The following is a 22,063-nucleotide window of genomic DNA, read 5'->3' on the forward strand; positions in this document are numbered from 1 at the left end:
AATGGCCCAAACGCGCGATCAAGGACCGCAAATGCCAAAACGCTCAGGTCAACTGGATCCTGAAGGATCGCTCGCGATTCGTGCCGCCTGGTTGCACTACGCCGGGGGGCTTACTCAGGCCGAGGTAGCGAAGCGACTTGGCCTGCCGTCGGTCAAGGCGCATCGCCTGATCGCCCGGGCTGTGGCCGATGGCGCAGTCAAGGTCTCGATCGACGGCGACGTCGTCGAATGCGCATTGCTGGAGAACCAGCTCTGCGATCGCTTCGGATTGGACTTCTGCGAGGTTGCGCCGGATTTGGGCGAGGATAGTCTTCCGTTGCGGGCGCTCGGACTGGCGGGCGCCAGTTTCCTGCGTCGCGAGATGGAGCGCGGCGAGGACAGGGTCATCGGCATCGGCCATGGCCGCACGCTTGCCGCCGCGGTGCATCAGTTGCCGCGCTTTGAGGCGGCCGGCGTCCGCTTCGTCTCGCTGCTCGGCGGCCTGACGCGCAACTATGCCGCCAATCCCCACGACGTCATGCATCGACTGGCCGAAAAGACCGGCGCACAAGCCTACGTCATGCCGGTGCCCTTTTTTGCCAATTCCGCCGAAGATCGTGAAGTGCTCCTGGCACAGCGCGGCGTGCGGGAAATCTTCGAGATGTCGAACCAGTCGACGTTGAAGTTCGTCGGCATCGGCACGGCCGATGCGGGCGCCCAGCTTGTGGCGACCGGCATGATCGAGCCGCGCGAGATTGGCGAGATCACTGCCGTTGGCGGTGTCGGCGAAATGCTCGGCCACTTTTTCGATGCACGCGGCCGGGTGCTGGAAACGACCCTGACCGCCCGCACGCTCGCCGTCGATCTGGACGGACCGGCGGATAGCCGCATCATCGCGATCGCCGGCGGTCCGACAAAGGTCGAAGCGGTCCGCGCGGTGCTCAAAAGCGCGCGGTTGAAGGGTCTCATCACCGACGAGTCGACGGCCAGGGCTCTCGTGAGCGAAATCGGATGACCTCAGCATGAAGCACCCGCCTCAAGTGTGGATCGGCACGAGTTGGAAAATGAACAAGACGCTGGCGCAGGCGCGCGCCTTCGCCAGCGGCCTGCTAGCGGACCCGCAAGGCGATCCGCGTGTCCGGCGCTTCGTCATCCCGCCCTTCACCGCCGCGCGCGAGGTCAAGGCGATGCTTCAAGGTACGTCTGTCAAGGTCGGAGCCCAAAACATGCATTGGGCGGACGAAGGCGCATGGACCGGCGAGATTTCGCCGGTGATGCTGAAGGATTGTGATTTGGATATCGTCGAACTCGGCCATTCCGAACGCCGTGAGCATTTCGGCGAGACGGACGAAACCGTGGGCCTCAAGACGGAGGCCGCCATACGTCACGGCCTGACCCCCTTGATCTGCATCGGCGAGACGTTTGCCGAGCGCGAGGCCGGCCTCGCCCGCGACGTTCTCGACAGGCAGGTGCGCGGCGCGCTTTCCAAACTCGGCGCCGCGCAGAAGAGCGCGCCGATCCTGTTCGCCTACGAGCCGGTCTGGGCAATCGGGGTCAACGGCATTCCGGCGACTTCGGACTATGCCGAGGCCCGCCAGGCGGAGATCATCGCTGCTGCCGAGCACGTGCTCGGGCGCCGGGTCCCCTGCCTCTATGGCGGTTCGGTCAACCGGGACAATTGCGCCGAACTCATCGCATGCCCGCATATCGACGGGCTGTTCATCGGACGCGCCGCATGGGCTGTCGAGGGCTATCTCGATATCCTGTCCAGATGCGTCGCCAAACTATGAGGAGACGATCATGAAGCTCGCGGTTGCCGGCGACAGCGCCGGCGAAGGCTTGGCCAAGGTTCTGGCCGACTATTTGAAGGACAAACACGAGGTGTCGGAAGTATCGCGCACCGAGACCGGCCCCGATCCGTTCTACGCCAATCTGTCCGACCGGGTCGCGAGCGATGTGCTGGCCGGCAAATATGACCGCGCCATCCTGATCTGCGGCACGGGGATTGGCGTCTGCATCTCGGCCAACAAGGTGCCGGGCATCCGCGCCGCGCTCACCCACGACACCTACTCGGCCGAGCGCGCGGCGCTGTCGAACAACGCCCAGATCATCACCATGGGCGCGCGCGTGATCGGGCCTGAACTGGCTAAGTCGATCGCCGATGCGTTCCTCAAGGAGACGTTCGACCCGCAAGGGCGCTCGGCCGGCAACGTCGCCGCCATCGACCAGGTCGACGCAAAGTACAACGCTCGCTGACCGATACTTTCCGATTCGCGGTCGCATCGGGATCCGGTACGCGGAAAGGAACGATTCCACGCCGCCGCGAAACGCTCTATCTCTTTGTTTTCACGCAAGTCCGGAGGAAAACCGTTTCACACTTTTCCTGGAATTGCTCTAGTCTCGCGGCCGAGGACGAGCAGGGAGGTGCGAATGAGCCTGACGCAGAAGCTGATCAATGACGGCAATGCGGCGGTCGACGAAATGCTGACCGGCATCCTGGCCGCGCATCCCGAACATCTCTGGCGGCCGGACGGCGCGTCGCGCGCGGTCGTCGCCAAACGCGGACCGCGGACGGGCAAGGTGGCGTTGGTCATCGGCGGCGGTTCCGGCCATGAGCCGACCTTCCTGGGCTATGTCGGCAAGGGCCTGGCCGATGCCGCGGCGATCGGCAACGTCTTCGCCTCGCCCCCTCCTCAGCCGGCGGTCGACGCGGCGATGGCCGCGAGCGGCGGTGCCGGCGTCCTGTTCATGTACGGCAACTATGCCGGCGACGTGATGAACTTCGACATGGCGACCGATTTGCTAGAGATGGAAGGCATCCAGGCACGCACGGTGCTGACCACCGACGATATCGCGTCGGCGCCATCCGACCAACGGCAAAAGCGCCGGGGCGTGGCCGGCAACGTCTTCATCTTCAAGGCCGCGGGCGCGGCCGCCGACATGATGATGCCGCTGGCCGAAGTGGAACGCGTCGCTCGTCACGCCAACGACCGCACGTTCACTATGGGAGTGGCGCTGTCGTCCTGTTCGCTGCCGCAGACGCGCAAGCCGAGCTTCGATCTTCCCGTCGGCGAGATGGAGATCGGCATGGGCATCCATGGCGAGCCCGGCGTGCGGCGCGGGCCGTTGCGTCCGGCCAACGATGTCGCCGATGAAATCATGGATGCGATCCTCGCTGAAATGAAGGCGCCGGCCGGTGATCGTGTCGCGGTGCTGGTCAACTCGCTTGGCGCGACGCCGCTGATGGAACTCTACATCCTGAACGCCCGAATCGCGGAGCGCGTGAAGGCTGCCGGGCTGGTCGTCCACAAGACGCTTGTCGGCCCCTACTGCACGTCGCTCGACATGGCCGGCGCCTCGATCACCGTTATGCACCTCGATGATGAACTGCAGCGTATGATAGACCACCCCTGTGACTGCGCCATGTTCCGGAGCTGAGCGAGATGGAGTTCACGACCGGGGATTTGAAAGCCCTTTTCGACGCTTTCTCCGCGCGGATGGCCGCCGAGCGCGACAGGCTCTGCGCGCTCGACGGGGTGATCGGCGACGCCGATCACGGTATCGCCATGGAACAAGGCATGAAGGCTGCTGCCGATGCGGCGCAAGCGGCCGAGGGCACGCTGCAGGATGTATTCACCGCCGCTGCCAAGGGTTTTCTCAACGCGGTCGGCGCCTCCTCCGGACCGCTCTACGCGACAGCCCTTCTTCGCGCCGGCAAGGCGGCGGGTCCGCACGCATCAATGCCGATAGCGGAGTTGCGAACCATAATTGTCGCGATGCGCGAAGGCATCGTCCAGCGTGGCAAGGCAGAACGCGGCCAGAAGACCATGCTTGACGCCTGGGCTCCGGCCGCGGACGCGGCAATCGAGGGCCAGAATGCGGATGCCATAGCCGCCGCCGCCCGACAAGGCGCGGAAGCAACGCGCGATATGATCGCAACCGTCGGCCGCGCCGCGCGTCTCGGCGAGCGTTCTTTGGGCCACCCGGATCCCGGGTCGATTTCGGCGGCAATGCTGGTTGAGGAAATCTGCAACGTTATGAAAACTGGCTAACCGATCTGGTGCAGAGCAGCACTTTGGAGACTGATAAGGCTTGAGACGGATCGTGGTCCCATAATTGGCAGCCTCGAAGCCTGCGACGATCCTCTGCTTGAACGCTGCCCCAGGACCGTATCGGTATCGACCGCGCTCTTCGATGGCTATTCGATGGAACTGGCCATCGAAGAAATCGGGCGGGCTGGCGCAATGCATGTCGAGCCAGCCTTCATTCGCGGCTATGTCGATATCGATGAGGGCATGTTCACCAGCGCCAACGCCTCGAAGCTGCGAGCGAGAGCAGAAACTCCCGGGCTTGGGATCAAGGCCGTATCGGCTCATCTCGACCCGTCGGGGCCGGACGCAGTCGATGTGTTATCCCGGCGCGTCACTTTTGCTGCCGGCATTGGCGCATCCTTCCTGATTACCAATTCCGGCCCGATGAAGAATCGGGAGGGGATCCGGAGGACGATCGATGCCGTTCTGCCGAGACTGGAGCAGGCCGATATCGCTCTGGCTCTCGAGAACCCGGGGCATGGCAACGGCGATCTGTTCGACAGTGCTCGATCCGGGGCAAGCTTCATACGCGAGATCGGATCGCGGCACATCTGCCTGAACCATGACGCCGGAAATGTTTTCACTTACAGTCAGGAGGCAACACAGCCGGCGGAAGATATCACGGCGGCTATCCACGCAGTTGGTCATGCCCACTTAAACGATGTTGTCAGCCGCGACGCAGGATGGAAGTTCTGTGCCCTCGGCAGAGGTTCCGTCGACTACCAAAAGGACTGGGCCCATCCTTCCTTCGGCGCTTCCGGTTAGCATCGAAATCCCCTTGCGATTGGAGCGCCCTCAGCGCCGCGACCGGCAACGGCGAAACACGCCTGTCGATATCAATGAAATTCGTGACACTTTGCAGCGCTCGTTGCATTTCGTAACCATGCTAGGAACTACGCTAGACAGCGGTTCAAACGACGCAATCTAGCCGTGACTATGGCTGGCTATCGCATTTTTTGCGGGTTAGAAGCTACCAGCCAGGTCCCGGCGCCAAACCGGCCCCGCTGGTAAATCACGATCACCCGAGGCAAGCCAGCAAGTCAGGCGTCACGAGAAAGACCAGGTCGCCCAACTCATTCAGGATCCTATCCTGCGATACATGAAAGCATCGTTGCCGGCGGTATTGCCGCGTCTCGTTTCGTCGACCAAGGTGCCCATAAAAGCGTGTGCTGTCGACTTGATGCAGGCTGGATCCGTTGCCGAGGCATCGCCGACAATCGCCAATGCCTGACACCTGCAGCCGCCCCAATCGACCTCGCGGCGCTCGCAGCTTCGGCACGGCTCCTGCATCCATTCGGTGCCGCGGAAGGAAATGAATGCAGGCGAGTCGGTCCAGATTTCGGCGAGGCTGCGTTCTCCGAAGCGCTCGAAGCGGAGCGAGGGAATTGTCTGGGCGGCATGGCACGGCAACACGGTGCCGTCGGGAGCCACCATGAAGGCGTCGCGCGCCCAGCCTCCCATGCATGGCTTGGGGTAGATGGCGAAATAATCCGGCGTCACGAAATCGATATTCATGATGCCGACTAGCTGTTCCTGGGCAGCCGCAACGATGTCCGCCTGCCTGTCGACCGCGGCACGGTCGGGCATCAGCCGATCGCGGTTCGCGAGCGCCCAGCCGGCATATTGGACGTTGGCGATCTCGAGCCGCTCCGCACCCAGGGAGAGGGCGAGGTCGATGAATTCCGGCACTTCCTCGACGTTGTGCCGATGGATCGGCGCATTGATGGTGAGCGGCAGCCCGGCCGCGCGGGCGCGGTGCGCCGTCTCCAGCTTCTTCTCGTGACTGCCCTGGTGGTTGCCGATGCGGTCGGTGGTCGCCGGACGAGCGCCCTGGAAGCTCAGTTGCAGGTGGTCGAGACCGGCTTCGGCAAGGGCCTCGATGCGGCCCTCGGCAATGCCGACGCCGGCGGTGATGAGGTTGGTATAGACGCCACGCGCCGAACACCCTGCGATCAACTGCTCGAGGTCGCGGCGTAGCGTCGGCTCGCCGCCGGACAGATGCACCTGCAGGACGCCGAGATCGGCGGCCTGTGAGAAGAGATCGAGCCAGGTCTGCGTGTCGAGCTCGCGGTTGGCCTTCAGCAGTTCGAGCGGGTTGGAGCAATAGGGGCACTGCAGCGGGCAGCGATGCGTCAGTTCCGCCAGCATGCCGATCGGGGGCAGGAGGGGGGCACTCATAGCTTCACCAAAAACTTGTCCGACCATTCCTGCAGGAAGGCGATGACGTCGGCCGCGACGGCCTGCGGATCCGCGTCATAGTCGGCCGCAAGGTCGGCGATGATGCGCTCGACGGTGGACTGCCCGTCGCAGCGGCGCAGGATGTCGAGGCTGACCTCGTTCGGCCAGAAGACCTTCTCCGGCGAAAGCACGGCGAAGGCCTGCCGCACTGGATCGTATTGGATGCGCACATGCCTGGGCCGCGACGGCGCCGACCGCGACGAGACGATGGCTCTTTCGCGCAGCGCCGTCATCATAAGGACCACTCCGGACGGAAGGCGCCGGGCGGTATGCTCCCCGAGGCGCCATAAGCATGCTGGAGCGCATCGAGCATGGCCCAGAGAATATCGCATTTGAACACCAGCGCATCGATCGCCTGCTGCTGGCATTCGGGCGTGTCGGCGTGGGCGAGCACATAGGCAAGGGCGAAGTCGGCGTCGCGCGATGCCTGTTCGGGCCGCCGGCTGAAATAGGCCAGCGTGTCCTCGGTGATGTAATCATATCTGGCCAGCATCGCCGGTACCCGCTCGCCGATGATGGTCGGCGAGAACATCTCGGTCAGCGACGATGCGACCGCCTCCAGCAAGGTCCGGTTGGTGCAAAACGAAAGGTAGGCGCCAACGGCGAAGCGGGTCGCCGGCAGCGCCAGCCTTTCGCTTTTGACGGTTTCGGCATCGAGCCCGAGTGAGGTCGCCAGATGCAGCCAGCGCGCGATGCCGCCGCTCCAGCCGTCCTCGCCGTCATGGTCCTCGATGCGCTTGCGCCAGACGGCTCGGAACGCTGGATCCTCGGCATGTGCGAGGATCATGGCGTCCTTGCGCGGAATGACAGCCTGGTAGCAATAGCGGTTCAGCGCCCAGGCCTGCATCTCGGCCTTTGACAGGCCGCCCCCGATCATTCTGTGATGGAAAGGATGGCGGCTGTGGTAGCGCTCGTCACCGACCTGCCGCAGCACGGCCTCGAACTCGCTCTTCGACAGTCCGCCTCGGGCCCGGTGGTGGAAATCGCTCAAAATTCCATCTCCATGCCGTCGATCGCGACTTCCCAGCCAGCCGCCTTCACAGCCGCGTGTTCGGGGGAATTCTCGTCCAGAACGGGATTGGTGTTGTTGATATGGATGAAGATACGGCGAGCGATCTTCACATCGGCCAGGCCGGCAATCGAACCTGCTTCCCCGGACATTGCGATGTGGCCCATGCGCGCGCCGGTTTTCTGGCCGACGCCGGCCGTGATCATCTCGTCGTCAGTGTAGACTGTGCCGTCGAACAGAAGGCAGGCGGCATCGGCCAGGCGGGCGCGCAGCGCGCCGTCGATATTCGCGCAGCCCGGAACGTAGACAACGGCGCCGCGACTGTCGGTCCCGCTGATGCGGACGCCGATCGTGTCGCCCGTGTCGGAGCTGAAATCGGCGTCTTGATCCCCTCTTTGCTCGAGATAGAGCGCGACCTTGCCAGGCACCGGAAAGCTTTCGACGACCACGCCGGTCGGATGGCCGTCCGCGCCGCAGATGGCTATCTCTTCCGTCGGCGCCAGCAGACGCCGCGGCACGATCGCCGGATCGAGGACATTGAAGATCGAATTTGCCTCCAGCGTTGCCAGCACCTGCGCCGTCGCATAGATCGCGAAAGGCTGTCGCTCACGCAAGCTTAGCAGGCCCGCGATATGGTCCACGTCGGCATTGGTCAGAACCACCGCGCGAATTGGGCTCGAGCGTAGCGGTGCGTCGGTCCCGGGCTGCAACTCGGGAGCTTGCGCAATCTGCTGGCGGATGTCGGGCGATGCGTTGAAGAGAGCCCAGCCTGTCCCGTCAGCCGTCGCGGCGATGGACGATTGGGTTCGCGGATGTACGCCGGGCGTCCCTAGCCGAGCCGCGCGGCTCTGGCGGTAATTGCAGTTCCATTGCGGAAAGCCGCCTCCGGCCGCCGATCCGATGATCTTCACGCGCATGTCAATGCATGCCCAGTCGAGCAATTGACCGGCACCCGCTTTTGCGGCAGCGGTCGGTTGCTTCCGTGTCTTCCGATATCGCAAAGAATTGCATGCCCGCCTGCTCGGGGCATACATTCACGGGCTATTTTTTCGGCCGAATTTCAGCAGGCAGATATCGCGAAATTTCGAAGCCCGCAGCCACCTGACACATGGTCGGTTTTTTCCAGGTCTTCTTCATCGAGTTCTCCTTTCTGCAGCCCATACGGGCCGACGGCGCCGCCAATGCAAAGTGTTGGACGTTGCTAGGCCGCCTGCAAAGCACGTTGGTTGGCGTCGCTCTCACCAAGAGCGTTGAGCGCCTCGTCCGTTGCCGACTCTTCCTTCAACGTCTGTCGGAGCAGCGGAAGAGCGTCCTTGAGACCGAGCTGTTCAGCCCATGCGATCAGCGTGCCGTAGCGCGCGATCTCATAGTGCTCGACCGCTTGGGCAGCACCCACCAGCCCTGCGTCAAGCGCCGGCTCGTCCTTGTATTCCTCGAGGATTTCCGAGCCCTCCTCGATGATGCCGTCAATGGCAGGGCAGGTCTTGCCCCTGGCCGGCTTTCCGAGCATGTCGAAGACTTGCTCCAGGCGGTCCACCTGGTCCTCAGTTTCCTTGAGATGCTTTTCGAAAGCGGCGCTTATCTTGTCGGACTGTGCTGCTTTCGCCAGCTTCGGCAAAGCCTTCAGGATCTTCTTTTCCGCGTAGTAGATGTCTTTCAGTCCATCCAGGAACAGGCTTTCCAAGCCGTTCGAGGTCGCGGACGAGGCTTTCTTCGGCATTTTAGATCCTCCGTGCGGTTGTTGTGATGCGCCTGCGGCACTCTTCCTAATCCGCCCGGCGACCCTAAGTTCCGACAAGATCGCGATGTTGGAACAGCCGGTCGGAGTGGTCGACGCAAACAGGCTCGTCGTTCCAAGAGTGTCATCATCGCTGGCGCCCTGCTCACAACGACTTCAGCTCCGAAGGCAGTCCGGCCCAGGTCCTACGCGAGACGTCAACTTCCCTCTTGCCCCGCATCGCGTATTCGCTCGATTTCCTCCGGTTCTTTGTCGTCCATCTCGACGATCTCATTGCGAGCCTTGTCGTTCGCCTTGATCAGCTCATCGAGTTTCGCCTGCAGGGCTTGGGTGTCGCGATGTTCGGCCCGTTGTATCAGTAGCGTCATTGCCCAGGTGATCAGCGTCGCGGCGCCGTGCCAGTCAAGTGTTTCCCGCTCGAACAGAAACCAAGAGACAGTGTAACCGCCCAAGATCAGAAAGGCCGCCGGTCGGGACGTCAGTGTGCCGACCTTGGTCAGCGCTTCTCGAAGCTGCAATGTTGCCATGCCTGCGAACGGCTCAGAGCAATCCGGGTTCCCGCTGTATATGTTGGGCTGCAACTTAGCTCGAGGCGGGATCGACCCCCTTCGTGTCAAGCGCTCTCGCCGTGGAAGCCATCGAGTGTCTCGCCAGAGTGTTCGAGCTCCCCACCGTGAAGCGATCCGCTCTTTCCCTGCCGATTCGGACTTACGGGAACTTCGGCGCCATCGACCGGTTATCTCGCGTCGAGGAGGTGCTCCATGAACGCAACGAAGGAATTCCTGCGCAGCTGGCTGGAGGAGAATGTCGGCAACTTGCCGGCCGAAACCGAGATCAGCGTTCCGATGCTGGCGCAGCAATTCGAGCAGGATGCCGATGCCGCGGGCTACGGTCGCGAGGTGCGAGAGCAGGAGGTCGGCAACATTGAAGACGCCATCCAACGCGCTCTCGACAAAATCGGCGAGGATAACAATGGACCGAAATCCGGTCCCGATGAAGAGAATTCATTGGCGCCTGTGGTTGAGGCCTTGGAAGCTGTCGATCCCGAACAGGATATTGTCGAGGGCGAGGGGAAGCCGGCTGGCTAGCGGTTCTCCTTGGTCAGCGTCGCGAGCACTGCGTCCAGAACCGCCTTGGGACAGGTCTCTCCTTCGCGCAACGCTTCGAACAAAGAGACCACCAAACTCTCCAGCGTTCCGCCGTGTCGTTTGACAGTTTCGAAGCTGCCTGGGTGAGCGCTTCGAATTCCAAAAGGCTGAGTGGAGAGTTGCAGGTCATGGTTCCTCCGTCGCGAGGCGGACGCAGCAGGCAACCGGACGCTTGCCGCAGTCGTAGAAGTGCATCGATCCAGCCTCAACCACATTTGTTGCACGCAGCCGTTGGTCCCACCCGCTTGCGGAGCGGTGGCAAGGCCGGTCCCGCCCCGCACGGAACAAAGGGCGGTCACAGGGGTTTGGCCCTGCTTCCAACCTGCCCGGAAGCCAGCAGATATCCGACCAAAGCGGAGTAGGTGCTCAATGACGAAGTCCCGCCAAAACGACGATTCTGCGCAATCGACTCCTAGCAGTGACCGGACCGGCCAGCAAAAAGGGACGGACAGGGATTCCCCGCAAGAAGATCCGGTTGAAGGCTCACGCAAGGTTGTCGATCGCGAGCTCGCCCGGCAAAAGCCGTCGGCTGGCGCTAATAAAGTGGGGGCCGAGCAGAGCCTGCGTGACGAAGTCGAGGAAGAGACCGAGCTGCCTCAGAAAGGGTCGGCCTGATAGCGAACAGGGCGCCACCCCTGCCAAAGCCGCCTGCTTTCGCCACCCCGCCCAGCCATGACGACAAAGTCCAGGAAGAAGAACCTGCTTCTGTTGCTTGCGACGGCAACAATTGCCTTTTCCCTATACAATGGTCTGCTTGCGCGACGGGCGTTGGCCGCACGTCCGCTCGGGCGTTTCATCCATCTCCGGGGAATGAAGCTGCATTTCCTGGAGGCGGGCACCGGGCAAGCGGTTCTGCTCTTGCACGGCAATGGCGCCTCGGCGGAAGACTTCACGACAAGCGGCATCTTCGACAAGGCCGCCGCCAGATATCGTGTACTTGCCTTCGACAGGCCCGGCTTCGGCATGAGCCCGCGCCCGGCAGGGAGACCTTGGACCGCAGCTGCCCAGGCCGACCTCATCGATGCCGCGGCCATGAAACTCGGCATCGAGCGCTACATGGTTGTCGGCCATTCCTGGGGAGCAACCGTGGCGCTCGAAATGGCGCGCCGGCATCCCCGGTCGGTTGCCGGTGTCGTTGTCGTTGCCGGCTATCATTACCCGTCGCCGAGGCTGGCTCTTGCCATCTCCGCGCTGCCGGCGGTTCCGCTGCTCGGGACGGTGCTGCGCCACGCCGTGCTGCCGTCGCTGGTCAGGTTGAACTGGCGATGGGCGATGAAGAAGATTTTTCATCCGGCAACGGTCGCAATGCCCTTCGCGACAGCGACAAGAGAGTTGGCGAGCCGCCCCTCGCAGTTGCGCTCCATCTCCGCTGAATCCTTCCTGATGCTGGCGTCGGCACTGTTCCCAAATCGCCGATATGCCGACATCCATGTCCCTGTCGGGATAGTTGCCGGCGCCGGCGATCAGCTGTTCGATGCCAAGGCCGAGGCACTGCGCCTGCAATCCGAGATAAGCCAAGCGCTGGTCGATATCGTGCCGGACGCCGGACATATGGTGCATCAAAGCAGGCCTGAGGCGGTCCTAGCCATGATCGACAAGGTCGCGGCGCTTGCCGGCGTTGGTAACAGGGCGGAGCCAAGCGGCTCGGTCTGATTGAGTCCTTGGTCCACGGAACAATGTTATGGCCGAGGTTCGGCTGGCTCCCAACGGAGAACCAGCCATGTATTCTATCGACAAGAAATTGCAGTTTCCGTTCAGCCGAGCCCTATCTTCGCGAGCCCTGCAGGAGGAGATCGGCGGCGTTGCATGTCTATGCCAGCGGCAAGATTTGCAAAGCTGGGCAGGGCATGGAAACGGGCCAGCCGCGATGCCGCAAATCCCGAACACGGAGGAACTTTCCCGTGCCTGCGGCTTTATCCCTCGTGATTTCAAGCGATTGCAAAGAGGGGAAGATGTTGCCCACCGTTGCCCCGCCGAGCCGGGCCTTCCTGCCCCTGCTGGCGCTGGCGCTCGCCTCCTGCTCCTCGTCTGAAACCGTGGACGAGCAGTCGAAGCTTGCAGCCTCGACGGCCCAGGCGGCGCTTCTGGTGAGCGATGCCTGGCTCTCCGGCGCCGCGCCATCCCGCTATGCATCCTCTGCCCTGCAATCCTTTGCCGACACACTCGCCGACGCCAGCCGGCAAGTTGGATCCGCAGCTACGGGGGAACCCACAAAGCGAGATACGCTGGCAGCGGCTGTCAGCCGATTGTCGAACGCGGCAAAGCGAGCCGAGGGCGCGGTCGACGCCGAACAGCATGCACAGGCCGGCGAGGCGCAAAAGGAGCTTCGCGCCGCGCAGGACGATCTCGCCGCCGCCTATCGACAATATTTCTCGCCTGACCGATGAAGAAGCTGCTGGAGATCTCGCTCGGCGTCGTCACCAGCGTCGGCGGCTTCCTGGAGGTCGGGTCGATGGCGACGGCGGCACAGGCCGGCGCGCTGTTCGGTTTCCAACTCATCTGGGCGGTCGTGCTCGGCACCATCTGCATTATCTTCCTGGTCGAGATGGCTGGCCGCTTCGCTGCGGTCAGTCATCACACCATCACTGACGGCATCCGTGAACGGTTCGGCTTCAACGCGTTCATCTGGCCGCTGCTTGCGACCCTGCTGGTCAACTTCCTGGTGCTTTCCGCCGAGATCGGCGGTGTTGCCATTGCCGCGGAGCTTGCCACGGGGATCAGCTTCCAGTGGTGGGCCTTGCCGGTCGCCTTTCTGGCGTGGCTGCTGTTGTGGAAAGGCACGTTCGGCCTCATCGAGAAAGGGGTATCGACGCTTGGCCTCATCACCCTCTGCTTCGTCGTCGCGGCCGTAATGCTTCGGCCTGAATGGAAAGAGGTGGCTGTCGGCGCCGTGCCCAGTCTGCCGCACCACGACACTGCAAAATACTGGTTCATGGCCGTCAGCATTCTCGGCGCCTCGATCTCGCCTTTCCTTTTCATGTTCTATTCCTCGGGCGCGAACGAGGATCAGTGGGACAAGAGCTATCTCGGCACCAATCGGGCGATCGCCGGTCTCGGCATGAGTTTCGGTGGGACCATTTCCGTGGGCGTTCTGATAGTGGCCGCGCTCGTGCTTGGCGCTCATGGCGTTACCGAAGTGGACGACTACAACCAGCTGCCATTGATGCTGATCCCGATATTCGGCTTCTGGGGCTTTATCCTTTTCGTTGCTTCGCTGGCCATCGCCTGCTTCGGCGCCACGCTCGAAGTGGCCTTGCAGCAGGCCTATCTCGTCGCACAAGGGTTCGGCTGGAACTGGGGCGAGGATCTCAAGCCGCGCGACGATCCCGGTTTCAGCCTGGTTTACACCCTGACGCTTTTCCTTGCCGCCGTTCCGATAGCGCTCGGTCTCGACCCGTTGAAGCTCACCATCTTCTCGATGGCGCTGACCGCGGCGAGCCTGCCGCTGACGGTCGTGCCCTTCCTTTTCCTGCTGAATGACGACCGCTATGTCGGCGAGAACCGCAACGGCTTGGTTTCCAACGCGGCTGTGATCTTCGTCATCGCGGTCGGCTTCGTGTTGGCAGTGGTGACTATTCCGCTTCAGATATTCGGAGGCACATGATGCAGTTGCTGCGCGATATACTGGACAAGCAGGTCGTCGATCGCGAGCAGGTCAAGATCGGCAAGGTGGATAGCCTTGTCGCCGAGCTGAGGCCGGGCAAGCCGCCCAGGGTCATTGCCATTGAACTCGGCTCGATCGCGCTGGCGCGACGGCTTGGCTCGGCGCCCGCAAGATGGACCGCGAAGCTCGCGGCAAGGCTGAGCGGCAAACAGCAGGCACGGCCCCACCGGATCGCCTGGAACAAAGTGCGCGACATCGGGGTCGACATAGAATTCGACATCAACGTCCGCCGCACCAGGATCTTCGCCTGGCAGGACTGGCTGAGCGAACATGTTATCGGCCGAATCCCCGGAGCCTGAGGATGGCGACTGTGCACCTCGATCACCTTGCCGGCAGGCGCGTCTTCTCCGAGCAGGGCAGGAGCATCGGCTATATCGAGGAGATCATCGCCGAGCGGGACGGCAGCGATCTTGTCGTCACCGAATTCCATGTCGGGATATTCGCCGCGTTCGAGCGGTTGTCCGCTTCGACCATCGGAGCTGCGCTGCTCGACTTCTTCGCGTTGCGGCGGCGTGAAGGCCTTTATCGCATTCCCTGGGACAAGCTCGATATTTCCAATCCGGCGCGCCCCAGCCTCCTCTGCCCCGACGAGGAACTTGCGGCTTTCAAGGCGCAGCCCGAGGACAAATGACAATTCGCTAAAAAGCTGCTCATGCGGTGGAACATTGCAGTCGGCGCGAAGTTGGACTTGCATGGAGGAGGCTGCGCCATGAACAGTGTCATCTATCTCATAGGTCTGATCGTCGTTGTCCTCGCGGTGCTTTCCTTTCTCGGTTTTCACTAGGAGGCACCATGCAGCGCGAGAACGATCGGGGCCGCGAGCCCGCCGACTTTGCCAGGGCAAAGGACGAAGTTTCCAACAGGATCCAGGAAGAAACGCAAAGCGCCGGCGAAGCGCTCCACGATGCGCGCGATGAGGTTGTCCACAGAGCCGGAGCGTACGCAGGCGAAGCCCAGCAGGCCGTCGCGAAAAAAGCCGAGCAGACGCAGCGCGACATTGGGTCGAGCCTGTCCGCTTTCGGCGGCGCGCTGCGCGCCGCGAGCGATCACCTTGCCGGCAGCGACCAGAGCGCGGCCTCGAAATTCATGCAGGAAGCCGCGAGCGGGCTGGAACGGCTGTCCTCCTCGTTGAAGGAGAAGCCGTTCGGACAGGTGCTCGAAGATGTTCAGTCCTTTGGCCGCCAGAATCCTGAAGCGCTTCTTGCCGGCTCGGTTCTGGCGGGACTGGCGCTTGGCCGCTTCATGAAGGCTTCGCCGCCCGGCACACGCCGCCCGACGCAGGACGCGGCCACGTCTCAATATCCCAGCCAAACTGGCACGGGAACGGGCGCCGGCCGGGATCAATCTCCAGCCAACTGGGGTTCCGACGGCGGCATACCGGGGAAGGCAGCGGAGCTGAAGAAATGAATACTCAGAATAATCCAAGTCTCGGCACATTGGTCGCCGATCTGGCGCAACAGGTGAGCAGGCTCGTGCAAACGGAGGCCAGGCTCCTAAGGGCGGAAATCTCGGAGAACGCAACCAAGGCCGGAGCAGGCGCTGTAGAGGTGCTGGGCGGCGCGATATGCCTGCTCGCGGCGCTTTTGGTTTTGTTGCAGGCGCTCGTCATCGCCTTGGCCCGGCTTGGTCTTGGCGCCGGGTGGTCCGCCTTGCTTGTCGGCGTGGTGGTTGCCGTGTTGGGCGTCATCCTGTTGCGGACGGGCATGGCAAGCATGGCGCCCTCCGAACTGGCGCCGGACCGTACACAAGAACAGCTCAAGCGTGACGTGAACGCGATCAAGGAACAAGCGAGATGACCGAGAAATCCGCAGCCGAGCTCGAACGCGAGGCGGAAGCCACGCGCGCAAGGGTGGTGGCGACCGCCGACTCCATTCGCGATAAGATGACCCCCGGCCAGCTCTTCGATGAGTTCACTGGGCTTTTCAGGAATGGCACGGGCTCCGACATGCTCTACAACCTGAAGGTCCAGATGCGGGACAATCCGTTGCCCCTGACCGTGATCGGCGCGGGTCTGGCCTGGCTGATGTTGGGCAGCGGCGCTTCGCCCGCGTCGGCTGGTGCCGATGGTGCGACGCGGCGCGGTCCCGGGCTTGATCATGGAGCTTTCGGCGCGGGAATGAGTTCGACGGCCTCGGATGCGGCCGACTCTGTTGCCGAAGCCGCCAGCGGAGCGGCCGCAACTGTTTCGGGAATGGCAAGCGAAGCAGCCGGCACAGTGTCGGGCATGGCGAGCAGCGCGGCGGACACGCTCGCAAGCTCGGCGGCAGCTACGGCCGACATGGCGACGAGCGCCGGCCGGTCCGCGCACAATCTGCTTCAGGACCAGCCTCTCGCCGCGGCCGCCGTCGGCCTCGCCATCGGAGCTGCTATCGGCGCCATGCTGCCCCACACGGACGTCGAGGATGAGCGATTGGGTGGCTATCGCGAGAAACTTCGTGAAAGTGCCCAAGAGACTTTGAAAGAAGGCCTCGACGCCGCAAAGCAAGTCGCGGCCGAGGCCTACCAGACGGCGAGCGACGAAGCCGGGCGGCAGGCGTCAAGCGAGGGGACGCTGGCGGACAAGGTGAGCGGAGTCGTCAGCGCCGTGGCCAACCAGACCGACGCGTCCGTGCGGCAGAGGCTTTCCAATTCCGATACATCCTCACGGAAAAGGTAGCCGGTTTCCAAACGTGCAAGGACGATGCGCGCTCCCAAGCTTCGGTGGCGTAATAGCTTACTTGGGAGGTAACCTGCGGGCAGGACAATCGAGAATGCCCCAGCTAGAGGTCCGGTCGGTTCTCCTCTGCCATTCAACGGCTGGAGCCTGCCCCGATTGCCGGACCTTAGGTCAGTCAACCGGGAACATTTCTCGTTCAAAAACATTAGGGTCGCTCGATCCGTGGAGCGCCCGTGCCGACTTCAAGAATCCAACATGTCCTGCCCGGCCCGAGCCGGATCAGGCTGGCGCTAGCGTTTGTCATGCTCCTCGCCGGCGCCGTCCATGGGCTTGCCGGGCAACAGACAATGGTCATCGGCTATCTCGGAGAACAGCGCAAGCCGCCCCCACCTCTCGGGCCATTGGATGAGGTCGTCATCGACGACGGCCTGCAAGGCGCCCGGCTCGGCATAGCCGACGATGACACAACCGGGCGCTTCCTCGGTCAGAATTTCCGGCTGCAACAAGTCATCCTGGCACCCGGCGAGACCCCGGCTGAAGCGGTGAGGCAGTTCGCAACCGCCGGCATCAGCTTCGTCGTTGCCGATCTAGACGCTGCGCAATTGCTGCAGGCGAGCGCAGCGCCTGGTGCGGAGCGCATGACGCTGTTCAACAGCCGCGACCCTGATGACAGCCTGCGTCAGGAGGGCTGCCGAAGAAACGTTCTGCACACGATTCCCAGCCGCGCCATGCTGGCCGACGCCCTGGCGCAATACCTGGTCTGGAAAGGCTGGCAGCATTGGTTCCTGCTGACTGGTCCGCATCCCGGCGACCAGGCTATGGCGTCGGCCTTTCGGCGGGCAGCGACGCGTTTCGGGGCGCGGATCACCGTCGATAAGCCTTGGACCTTCCGGCCCGCCAACGGCCGCGCAGACACCGGACATGTCACGCTCCAGACCGAGATCCCTGCCGCAACGCAGGTCGGCGACTACGATGTTCTGGTCGTTGCCGATGAAGCCGACGAATTCGGCGCCTATCTCTCGGGACGTACCGCCTTGCCGAGGACGGTAACTGGGACGCAAGGGCTGGTCGCGACCGGCTGGAGCGCGGTCGACGAAGAATGGGGTGCCACGCAACTCCAGGACCGCTTTCGCAAGCAGGCCGGACGCTGGATGCTGCCCAGTGACTACGCCGCCTGGCTGGCGGTCAAGAGCGTCGGCGAGGCGGCAACACGGCTGCACAGCCTCGATCCGGCCGCGATAGCAAAGTACTTGCGCAGCGATGATTTCCTGCTCGCCGGCTTCAAGGGTCAAGGGCTAAGTTTCCGCCCCTGGGACGGGCAGATGCGCCAGCCCATTCTGATCGCGGGCCCCCGGCTGCTCGTTTCCAGTTCGCCGCAACCGGGTTTTCTGCATCAGCGCACGCCGCTCGACACTCTAGGCATCGACCTGGAGGAGAGCACATGCAAACTCTGATCGCGCTCGTGCTGGTGTTGATATTTGTCCCTCCCGCGGTGGCCGAGACGATTTACGTCTCCAACGAGCAGGACAACACCGTCGCCGTCGTCGACCGGGCAACCATGACTCTGCAGTCGGCGATCGAGGTCGGCCGGCGCCCGCGCGGAATGGCGCTCTCGGTCGACAAGAAGACGCTGTTCGTTGCCGAAGGTGACGACAACCGCATCGACGTGGTCGATCTCGCCAAGCGACAGGTCGTCGGTCAACTGCCTTCGGGCGCCGATCCGGAATTCTTTGTCGTGCACCCCGACGGGAAGCGGCTCTTTGTCGCCAATGAGAACGATAACCTTGTCTCTGTGGTGGATATAGCTGGCGCCAAAATCGTTGGCACAGTCGATGTCGGCGTCGAGCCGGAGGGCATGGCGGTCAGCGCCGATGGCCGCACCGTTGCCTGCACGTCGGAGACGACGAGCATGGTCCATCTCATCGACGCCGGCACGCTTGAGCTTATCGACAATCTGCTCGTTGACACGCGCCCGCGCGCCGCGGCGTTCTCGGTGAACGGCAAGCAATTATGGGTGTCGTCCGAAATCCGAGGCACCGTCACGGTCTTCGACACCGCGACACGCGCTCAGACGGGCAAGATCGATTTCGAGGTGCCGGGGATCCGGCGTGAGGGCGTACAGGCGGTCGGCATCGAGATGTCACGCGACGGCGCGACTGCCTATGTCGCGCTCGGCCCGGCCAACAGGATTGCCGAGATCGACACCAAGACATTCACGGTCAGGCGACTCTATCTCGTCGGCCAGCGCCCCTGGCATGTCGCGCTCTCTGACGACCAGAAGCAACTGATCAGCGCCAACGGCAACTCCGGCGACATCTCCTTCATCGACCTGGAAAACCAGGAGGTCGTGAAGTCGCTGCCGGTGGGGCGCGGTCCATGGGGCGTCGTGATCGGCCCATGAACGCCCTGGCGATCGAGAATCTTAGCCACAGTTTCGGAACCCGGCAGGTTCTCCAGAATGTCTCGTTCACTGTGGCTGAAGGGAGAATGTGCATCCTGCTTGGCCGCAACGGCGCCGGTAAGACAACGTTGTTCTCGCTGATCACCGGCCTTTATCACGCATGGACCGGTGCGGTGCATGTCTTCGATGTGGCGATGCAGTCGAACCCGTCCGCCGCGCTCGCGCAAATGGGCGTCGTCTTCCAGCAGCCGACGCTCGATCTCGATCTGACGGCGGGCGAGAACCTGCGCTACCACGCCGCGCTGCACGGACTTCCCACGGAACTGAGCAAGGCGCGCTCAAGGGAGGAATTGAGCCGCCTCGAAGTGCTGAACCGGGTCGACGATCGGACCCGAGCGCTATCGGGCGGCCAGCGCCGGCGCGTGGAGATTGCGCGGGCGCTGATGCACGGCCCGCGGCTGCTGCTGCTCGACGAGCCGACAACCGGGCTCGACGTGCCGGGACGGCGTGCGCTCGAGCAGCATGTAAGGGACCTTTGCAGGGAGCGTGGCATCGCCGTCCTATGGGCGACCCATTTCCTCGAAGAAGTAGCGGCCGACGATGATGTCGTGGTGCTGGATCGCGGTAGGATATGCTGGGCAGGCCTGGCGGATCACATCGCGCACGAGCTCGGCGTAGGAAGCATCGCTGAGGCATTCGCCTTGCTGACGGGTTCGCCATGAAGGTGCATCACGCATTGAGGGCGCTCGACGGCATCTTGCGGCGGGAAATGCTGCGCTCGCTGCGGCAGCGCGCGCGCCTTTTCTCCGCAATGGTGAGGCCGCTTGTCTGGCTGGCGATTTTCGCCGCCGGGTTCCGCTCCGTTCTCGGCCTGTCGATCACGCCCCCCTACCAGACCTATGTTCTCTACGAGGTCTATGTGGTGCCTGGGCTGGCGGCGATGATGCTGCTGTTCCATGCCATGGCGAGCTCGTTGGCCATGGTCTATGACCGCGAAATGGGCAGCATGCGCCTGTTGCTGACGGCGCCGCTGCCGCGTTGGTACCTGCTTGCCGCGCGCCTGCTCGCCAGCGTGATTGTCGGCCTGCCGCTCGTCTATCTGTTCCTTTTCGTTGCGCGCTTCTGGGACGTGCGGCCGCCGATCCTGGGCTATGTCGCCGTGTTCCCGGCGCTCGTGCTGTCGGGCCTGATGCTCGGCGCGTTCGGCCTGTTGGTGTCCTCGATGTCCACTCAGATGGAGAACTTCGCCGGCGTGATGAACTTCGTCATTTTCCCGATGTTCTTCACCTCGACGGCGCTCTATCCGATCTGGCGCCTCGCTGAAGCCGGTCCGGTGCTGGCGACGATCGCCGCGTGGAATCCATTCAGCTCGGCGGTCGAGTTGATCCGCTTCGCGCTCTACCTGCGCTTCGACACGGTTTCCATGCTCGTCGTTGTCGCCTGTCTCGTGGCATTCTTCCTGGCGGCGGTGGCCGGCTATGATCCAGGTCGCGGCCTATGGGCCCGGCGTGGCGGGGAGGGATGATTATCTGAGGGCATAGAGATAGGCTGCGATGTCGCGCGCCTGCTGCTCGGTGATCCTCGTCGACGGCATGGCCGTGTGCGGGTTGATTTCCCTTGCCGCGCGGATCCAGCGAATCAGGTTCTCCGGATTGTTCGCCAGCACACCGCCGATGTAGACACGATCGGCAAGGCTGCCGTCGAGGCGCGGCCCGACCTGACCTTGCGCGCCCGGCACCCCGGGAATTGTGTGGCATCCGGAGCAGCCATTCGCTGTCATGATCGGAACGGCCCGCGCGCCCGTGCCGCCGGTCGCCGCATCCGACTCGTGCCGTACGCGCTCGCGCCGGTCGATCCACAAGGTCGTCGCGGCAATTGCGATGACCAGAAGCACGATGGCGACGAGGACGCCGCCGAGCAGCCTAGCCAGGTCGGAGCGCATGTGTTGCCTCCCTGGTTCCGCTGTTGCTTACCCAGAGGCCGGCGAGCAGCAGGGCGGCTCCGCCGTAGATCAGCCCGGCCGGCACCCACATCACGAGCCCGGCGAGCTGCTGGTCCTCGATCGGGCTCAGGCTCCACAGCGCGGCGCCGGAGCCATTCTCCGGATACCAGAGTTTTGGCGAGACCAGCAGCAGGACGCCGAGCAAGCCGGTGTGCAGGGAGGTGAAGAACAAATGCATGACGGAGATGCCATAGGTCTTCTGTTGCCAGGAGCGCGGCAGAAGCACCCACCAGAACAGCAAGGCGGTGCCGAGGAAACTGGCATGCTGCGCATAATGCAGCACGCCCTGCTGCAGCGCTGCCTCGAACAGCGCAGGAATATGCCAAACCCAGATCGCTATCCCATGAAGGACCGTCGCGCTGAGCGGGCGAGCCGCCAACACCCAGACCGCCTGCAGCGTCCTGCCATGGGTGAGGCTTCTCGTCCCTCGGCGCAGCGAGGCCGGCAACGCCCACATCAAGGCCGCGCCGGGGCAGGAGGCGACGAGAAGGGGCGCCGCCACGGCCATTAGCAATTCATGCTCGATCATATGGGCTGAGAACACCCGCTCGCCGAGCGCATGGATGGGGCTGACCAGCGCAACGGTCAGCCCGCTCCACCCGGCCGCGAACAACAGGGCTTGGCGAAGCCGCTCGGGACGGCCTCGGCCGCTGCGACGCCATAGACGGGCCGCGCCCAGCGCATAGATCAGTGCGATCGCCGCCAAGGGAAGAGTGATGGGAAGCGCCAATGTCCATCCGGCATCCGGCGCACCGGCGCCGTAGCAGATCGAGGTCGAGAAGAAGGCGTCGAAGCTCATCGCAGGCACTCGTCGAGGATGAGCGCGGCGCTGCCCTGCATGATGATGACGAGGGCGAACAGCAAAGCGGCGAGGATGCCGAGATCGGCGACGAAACGCTCGGTGCCGCGCGTGCGCTCCGGTTTGAAAGCGGCGCCGCCTTGTCGCTTCGCCCGCCATGACAGCGCGCCGCCGAGCAGGGAAAACACCGCGAGCAGCAGCGCCGCCGGGAGCACCACCTGCACCTGGCGATTGCACTGCCAGTGCACTAGCGCGTAATTCAGCTGCGTTGAGATTGCCCAGGCCAATGGCCCCGACAGCAAACCTCCCCAGGACGTGCCCAGCCGCAGCGCGCGCAT

30 protein-coding genes are annotated in these 22,063 nt (G+C 63.4%); 20 read left to right on the forward strand and 10 right to left on the reverse strand.

The window, feature by feature from the left end:
• The first annotated feature begins 31 nt into the window (after positions 1-31).
• From P9272_RS17725 to P9272_RS17750, 6 genes are all read left to right on the forward strand, one after another.
• A complete protein-coding gene (locus tag P9272_RS17725) occupies positions 32-994 on the forward strand; it encodes a sugar-binding transcriptional regulator (protein ID WP_278161508.1) in 963 nt (320 codons plus the stop codon).
• 7 nt (positions 995-1,001) lie between these two features.
• A complete protein-coding gene (locus P9272_RS17730) occupies positions 1,002-1,769 on the forward strand; it encodes a triose-phosphate isomerase (RefSeq protein ID WP_278161509.1) in 768 nt (255 codons plus the stop codon).
• A 10-nt stretch (positions 1,770-1,779) separates the two neighbouring features.
• Entirely contained in the window at positions 1,780-2,235 is a 456-nt protein-coding gene (locus tag P9272_RS17735; RefSeq protein ID WP_128261061.1) for an RpiB/LacA/LacB family sugar-phosphate isomerase, read from the forward strand.
• Between the two features lie 174 nt (positions 2,236-2,409).
• Positions 2,410-3,417, forward strand: coding sequence for a dihydroxyacetone kinase subunit DhaK (locus P9272_RS17740; RefSeq protein ID WP_278161510.1), 1,008 nt, complete (start codon positions 2,410-2,412; stop codon positions 3,415-3,417).
• Between the two features lie 5 nt (positions 3,418-3,422).
• Positions 3,423-4,031 carry a dihydroxyacetone kinase subunit DhaL gene (gene dhaL, locus P9272_RS17745; protein ID WP_278161511.1) on the forward strand — a complete coding sequence of 203 codons (609 nt, stop codon included), beginning with the start codon at positions 3,423-3,425 and terminating at the stop codon, positions 4,029-4,031.
• Between the two features lie 153 nt (positions 4,032-4,184).
• A complete protein-coding gene (locus P9272_RS17750) occupies positions 4,185-4,835 on the forward strand; it encodes a sugar phosphate isomerase/epimerase (RefSeq protein WP_278161512.1) in 651 nt (216 codons plus the stop codon).
• A 312-nt stretch (positions 4,836-5,147) separates the two neighbouring features.
• On the opposite strand, the gene pqqE is transcribed toward P9272_RS17750, so the two are convergent.
• The 7 genes from pqqE to P9272_RS17785 form a co-directional block, all read right to left on the reverse strand.
• Complete coding sequence (gene pqqE, locus P9272_RS17755) at positions 5,148-6,248, reverse strand: pyrroloquinoline quinone biosynthesis protein PqqE (RefSeq protein ID WP_278161513.1); 1,101 nt, start codon at positions 6,246-6,248, stop codon at positions 5,148-5,150.
• Positions 6,245-6,544 carry a pyrroloquinoline quinone biosynthesis peptide chaperone PqqD gene (gene pqqD, locus P9272_RS17760; protein ID WP_278161514.1) on the reverse strand — a complete coding sequence of 100 codons (300 nt, stop codon included), beginning with the start codon at positions 6,542-6,544 and terminating at the stop codon, positions 6,245-6,247. The genes pqqE and pqqD overlap by 4 nt, the downstream gene beginning before the upstream one ends.
• Positions 6,541-7,299: a pyrroloquinoline-quinone synthase PqqC gene (pqqC, locus tag P9272_RS17765; RefSeq protein ID WP_278161515.1), complete on the reverse strand. Its 759-nt coding sequence runs from the start codon at positions 7,297-7,299 to the stop codon at positions 6,541-6,543. The genes pqqD and pqqC overlap by 4 nt, the downstream gene beginning before the upstream one ends.
• Positions 7,296-8,234 (reverse strand): pyrroloquinoline quinone biosynthesis protein PqqB, encoded by a 939-nt coding sequence (gene pqqB / locus P9272_RS17770; RefSeq protein WP_278161516.1) that lies wholly within the window; start codon positions 8,232-8,234, stop codon positions 7,296-7,298. Before pqqB ends, pqqC begins: the two co-directional genes overlap by 4 nt.
• A 124-nt stretch (positions 8,235-8,358) precedes the next feature.
• Positions 8,359-8,454, reverse strand: coding sequence for a pyrroloquinoline quinone precursor peptide PqqA (locus tag P9272_RS17775; protein WP_108702850.1), 96 nt, complete (start codon positions 8,452-8,454; stop codon positions 8,359-8,361).
• Between the two features lie 64 nt (positions 8,455-8,518).
• Complete coding sequence (locus tag P9272_RS17780) at positions 8,519-9,037, reverse strand: ferritin-like domain-containing protein (RefSeq protein WP_128261068.1); 519 nt, start codon at positions 9,035-9,037, stop codon at positions 8,519-8,521.
• 215 nt (positions 9,038-9,252) lie between these two features.
• The gene (locus P9272_RS17785) at positions 9,253-9,582 is read right to left on the reverse strand and encodes a low affinity iron permease family protein (protein WP_278161517.1); all 330 of its coding nucleotides are present in this window, start codon (positions 9,580-9,582) and stop codon (positions 9,253-9,255) included.
• A gap of 234 nt (positions 9,583-9,816) precedes the next feature.
• On the opposite strand from P9272_RS17785, the gene P9272_RS17790 reads away from it, so the two are divergent.
• The 14 genes from P9272_RS17790 to P9272_RS17855 all read left to right on the forward strand — a co-directional run bounded on the left by P9272_RS17790 (position 9,817) and on the right by P9272_RS17855 (position 20,449).
• A complete protein-coding gene (locus P9272_RS17790) occupies positions 9,817-10,143 on the forward strand; it encodes a hypothetical protein (RefSeq protein WP_278161518.1) in 327 nt (108 codons plus the stop codon).
• A gap of 429 nt (positions 10,144-10,572) precedes the next feature.
• Complete coding sequence (locus P9272_RS17795; RefSeq protein ID WP_278161519.1) at positions 10,573-10,818, forward strand: hypothetical protein; 246 nt, start codon at positions 10,573-10,575, stop codon at positions 10,816-10,818.
• A 57-nt stretch (positions 10,819-10,875) separates the two neighbouring features.
• Positions 10,876-11,856 carry an alpha/beta hydrolase gene (locus P9272_RS17800; protein ID WP_278161520.1) on the forward strand — a complete coding sequence of 327 codons (981 nt, stop codon included), beginning with the start codon at positions 10,876-10,878 and terminating at the stop codon, positions 11,854-11,856.
• 299 nt (positions 11,857-12,155) lie between these two features.
• Complete coding sequence (locus P9272_RS17805; RefSeq protein WP_278161521.1) at positions 12,156-12,590, forward strand: hypothetical protein; 435 nt, start codon at positions 12,156-12,158, stop codon at positions 12,588-12,590.
• On the forward strand, positions 12,587-13,807 hold the full coding sequence (locus P9272_RS17810) for a divalent metal cation transporter (protein WP_278161522.1): 1,221 nt from the start codon (positions 12,587-12,589) through the stop codon (positions 13,805-13,807). The genes P9272_RS17805 and P9272_RS17810 overlap by 4 nt, the downstream gene beginning before the upstream one ends.
• Complete coding sequence (locus P9272_RS17815; protein WP_278161523.1) at positions 13,807-14,166, forward strand: hypothetical protein; 360 nt, start codon at positions 13,807-13,809, stop codon at positions 14,164-14,166. Before P9272_RS17810 ends, P9272_RS17815 begins: the two co-directional genes overlap by 1 nt.
• Before the next feature lie 2 nt (positions 14,167-14,168).
• Positions 14,169-14,498 (forward strand): hypothetical protein, encoded by a 330-nt coding sequence (locus tag P9272_RS17820; protein ID WP_128261076.1) that lies wholly within the window; start codon positions 14,169-14,171, stop codon positions 14,496-14,498.
• 161 nt (positions 14,499-14,659) lie between these two features.
• The gene (locus tag P9272_RS17825) at positions 14,660-15,274 is read left to right on the forward strand and encodes a hypothetical protein (RefSeq protein WP_278161524.1); all 615 of its coding nucleotides are present in this window, start codon (positions 14,660-14,662) and stop codon (positions 15,272-15,274) included.
• On the forward strand, positions 15,271-15,663 hold the full coding sequence (locus tag P9272_RS17830; protein ID WP_128261078.1) for a phage holin family protein: 393 nt from the start codon (positions 15,271-15,273) through the stop codon (positions 15,661-15,663). Before P9272_RS17825 ends, P9272_RS17830 begins: the two co-directional genes overlap by 4 nt.
• Entirely contained in the window at positions 15,660-16,523 is an 864-nt protein-coding gene (locus tag P9272_RS17835; RefSeq protein ID WP_278161525.1) for a DUF3618 domain-containing protein, read from the forward strand. The genes P9272_RS17830 and P9272_RS17835 overlap by 4 nt, the downstream gene beginning before the upstream one ends.
• Before the next feature lie 347 nt (positions 16,524-16,870).
• The gene (locus P9272_RS17840) at positions 16,871-17,977 is read left to right on the forward strand and encodes an ABC transporter substrate-binding protein (RefSeq protein WP_278161526.1); all 1,107 of its coding nucleotides are present in this window, start codon (positions 16,871-16,873) and stop codon (positions 17,975-17,977) included.
• Positions 17,965-18,924, forward strand: coding sequence for a PQQ-dependent catabolism-associated beta-propeller protein (locus P9272_RS17845; protein ID WP_278161527.1), 960 nt, complete (start codon positions 17,965-17,967; stop codon positions 18,922-18,924). The genes P9272_RS17840 and P9272_RS17845 overlap by 13 nt, the downstream gene beginning before the upstream one ends.
• Positions 18,921-19,646 (forward strand): ATP-binding cassette domain-containing protein, encoded by a 726-nt coding sequence (locus P9272_RS17850; protein ID WP_278161528.1) that lies wholly within the window; start codon positions 18,921-18,923, stop codon positions 19,644-19,646. Before P9272_RS17845 ends, P9272_RS17850 begins: the two co-directional genes overlap by 4 nt.
• Positions 19,643-20,449 (forward strand): ABC transporter permease, encoded by an 807-nt coding sequence (locus P9272_RS17855; protein WP_278161529.1) that lies wholly within the window; start codon positions 19,643-19,645, stop codon positions 20,447-20,449. Before P9272_RS17850 ends, P9272_RS17855 begins: the two co-directional genes overlap by 4 nt.
• Here P9272_RS17855 and P9272_RS17860 read toward each other — a convergent pair whose 3' ends face one another.
• From P9272_RS17860 to P9272_RS17870, 3 genes are read right to left on the reverse strand one after another with little or no spacing between them, the layout of a single operon-like run.
• Entirely contained in the window at positions 20,450-20,866 is a 417-nt protein-coding gene (locus P9272_RS17860) for a c-type cytochrome (protein ID WP_278161530.1), read from the reverse strand.
• Complete coding sequence (locus P9272_RS17865) at positions 20,847-21,725, reverse strand: cytochrome c oxidase assembly protein (RefSeq protein ID WP_278161531.1); 879 nt, start codon at positions 21,723-21,725, stop codon at positions 20,847-20,849. The genes P9272_RS17860 and P9272_RS17865 overlap by 20 nt, the downstream gene beginning before the upstream one ends.
• Entirely contained in the window at positions 21,722-22,063 is a 342-nt protein-coding gene (locus tag P9272_RS17870) for a hypothetical protein (protein ID WP_128261086.1), read from the reverse strand. The genes P9272_RS17865 and P9272_RS17870 overlap by 4 nt, the downstream gene beginning before the upstream one ends.

Origin of the sequence: Mesorhizobium sp. WSM4976 (assembly GCF_029625685.1) — a bacterium.
Taxonomy (GTDB): domain Bacteria; phylum Pseudomonadota; class Alphaproteobacteria; order Rhizobiales; family Rhizobiaceae; genus Mesorhizobium.

Bases quoted from the DNA above. Each gene is read 5' to 3' on its own strand.
- P9272_RS17725 (WP_278161508.1), top strand. From the start codon at position 32: ATGCCAAAACGCTCAGGTCAACTGGATCCTGAAGGATCGCTCGCGATT.
- P9272_RS17730 (WP_278161509.1), top strand. From the start codon at position 1,002: ATGAAGCACCCGCCTCAAGTGTGGATCGGCACGAGTTGGAAAATGAAC.
- P9272_RS17735 (WP_128261061.1), top strand. From the start codon at position 1,780: ATGAAGCTCGCGGTTGCCGGCGACAGCGCCGGCGAAGGCTTGGCCAAG.
- P9272_RS17740 (WP_278161510.1), top strand. From the start codon at position 2,410: ATGAGCCTGACGCAGAAGCTGATCAATGACGGCAATGCGGCGGTCGAC.
- dhaL (WP_278161511.1), top strand. From the start codon at position 3,423: ATGGAGTTCACGACCGGGGATTTGAAAGCCCTTTTCGACGCTTTCTCC.
- P9272_RS17750 (WP_278161512.1), top strand. From the start codon at position 4,185: ATGGAACTGGCCATCGAAGAAATCGGGCGGGCTGGCGCAATGCATGTC.
- pqqE (WP_278161513.1), bottom strand. From the start codon at position 6,248: ATGAGTGCCCCCCTCCTGCCCCCGATCGGCATGCTGGCGGAACTGACG.
- pqqD (WP_278161514.1), bottom strand. From the start codon at position 6,544: ATGATGACGGCGCTGCGCGAAAGAGCCATCGTCTCGTCGCGGTCGGCG.
- pqqB (WP_278161516.1), bottom strand. From the start codon at position 8,234: ATGCGCGTGAAGATCATCGGATCGGCGGCCGGAGGCGGCTTTCCGCAA.
- P9272_RS17775 (WP_108702850.1), bottom strand. From the start codon at position 8,454: ATGAAGAAGACCTGGAAAAAACCGACCATGTGTCAGGTGGCTGCGGGC.
- P9272_RS17780 (WP_128261068.1), bottom strand. From the start codon at position 9,037: ATGCCGAAGAAAGCCTCGTCCGCGACCTCGAACGGCTTGGAAAGCCTG.
- P9272_RS17785 (WP_278161517.1), bottom strand. From the start codon at position 9,582: ATGGCAACATTGCAGCTTCGAGAAGCGCTGACCAAGGTCGGCACACTG.
- P9272_RS17790 (WP_278161518.1), top strand. From the start codon at position 9,817: ATGAACGCAACGAAGGAATTCCTGCGCAGCTGGCTGGAGGAGAATGTC.
- P9272_RS17795 (WP_278161519.1), top strand. From the start codon at position 10,573: ATGACGAAGTCCCGCCAAAACGACGATTCTGCGCAATCGACTCCTAGC.
- P9272_RS17800 (WP_278161520.1), top strand. From the start codon at position 10,876: ATGACGACAAAGTCCAGGAAGAAGAACCTGCTTCTGTTGCTTGCGACG.
- P9272_RS17805 (WP_278161521.1), top strand. From the start codon at position 12,156: ATGTTGCCCACCGTTGCCCCGCCGAGCCGGGCCTTCCTGCCCCTGCTG.
- P9272_RS17810 (WP_278161522.1), top strand. From the start codon at position 12,587: ATGAAGAAGCTGCTGGAGATCTCGCTCGGCGTCGTCACCAGCGTCGGC.
- P9272_RS17815 (WP_278161523.1), top strand. From the start codon at position 13,807: ATGCAGTTGCTGCGCGATATACTGGACAAGCAGGTCGTCGATCGCGAG.
- P9272_RS17820 (WP_128261076.1), top strand. From the start codon at position 14,169: ATGGCGACTGTGCACCTCGATCACCTTGCCGGCAGGCGCGTCTTCTCC.
- P9272_RS17825 (WP_278161524.1), top strand. From the start codon at position 14,660: ATGCAGCGCGAGAACGATCGGGGCCGCGAGCCCGCCGACTTTGCCAGG.
- P9272_RS17830 (WP_128261078.1), top strand. From the start codon at position 15,271: ATGAATACTCAGAATAATCCAAGTCTCGGCACATTGGTCGCCGATCTG.
- P9272_RS17835 (WP_278161525.1), top strand. From the start codon at position 15,660: ATGACCGAGAAATCCGCAGCCGAGCTCGAACGCGAGGCGGAAGCCACG.
- P9272_RS17840 (WP_278161526.1), top strand. From the start codon at position 16,871: ATGGTCATCGGCTATCTCGGAGAACAGCGCAAGCCGCCCCCACCTCTC.
- P9272_RS17845 (WP_278161527.1), top strand. From the start codon at position 17,965: ATGCAAACTCTGATCGCGCTCGTGCTGGTGTTGATATTTGTCCCTCCC.
- P9272_RS17850 (WP_278161528.1), top strand. From the start codon at position 18,921: ATGAACGCCCTGGCGATCGAGAATCTTAGCCACAGTTTCGGAACCCGG.
- P9272_RS17855 (WP_278161529.1), top strand. From the start codon at position 19,643: ATGAAGGTGCATCACGCATTGAGGGCGCTCGACGGCATCTTGCGGCGG.
- P9272_RS17860 (WP_278161530.1), bottom strand. From the start codon at position 20,866: ATGCGCTCCGACCTGGCTAGGCTGCTCGGCGGCGTCCTCGTCGCCATC.
- P9272_RS17865 (WP_278161531.1), bottom strand. From the start codon at position 21,725: ATGAGCTTCGACGCCTTCTTCTCGACCTCGATCTGCTACGGCGCCGGT.
- P9272_RS17870 (WP_128261086.1), bottom strand. From the start codon at position 22,063: ATGCGCGCGCTGCGGCTGGGCACGTCCTGGGGAGGTTTGCTGTCGGGG.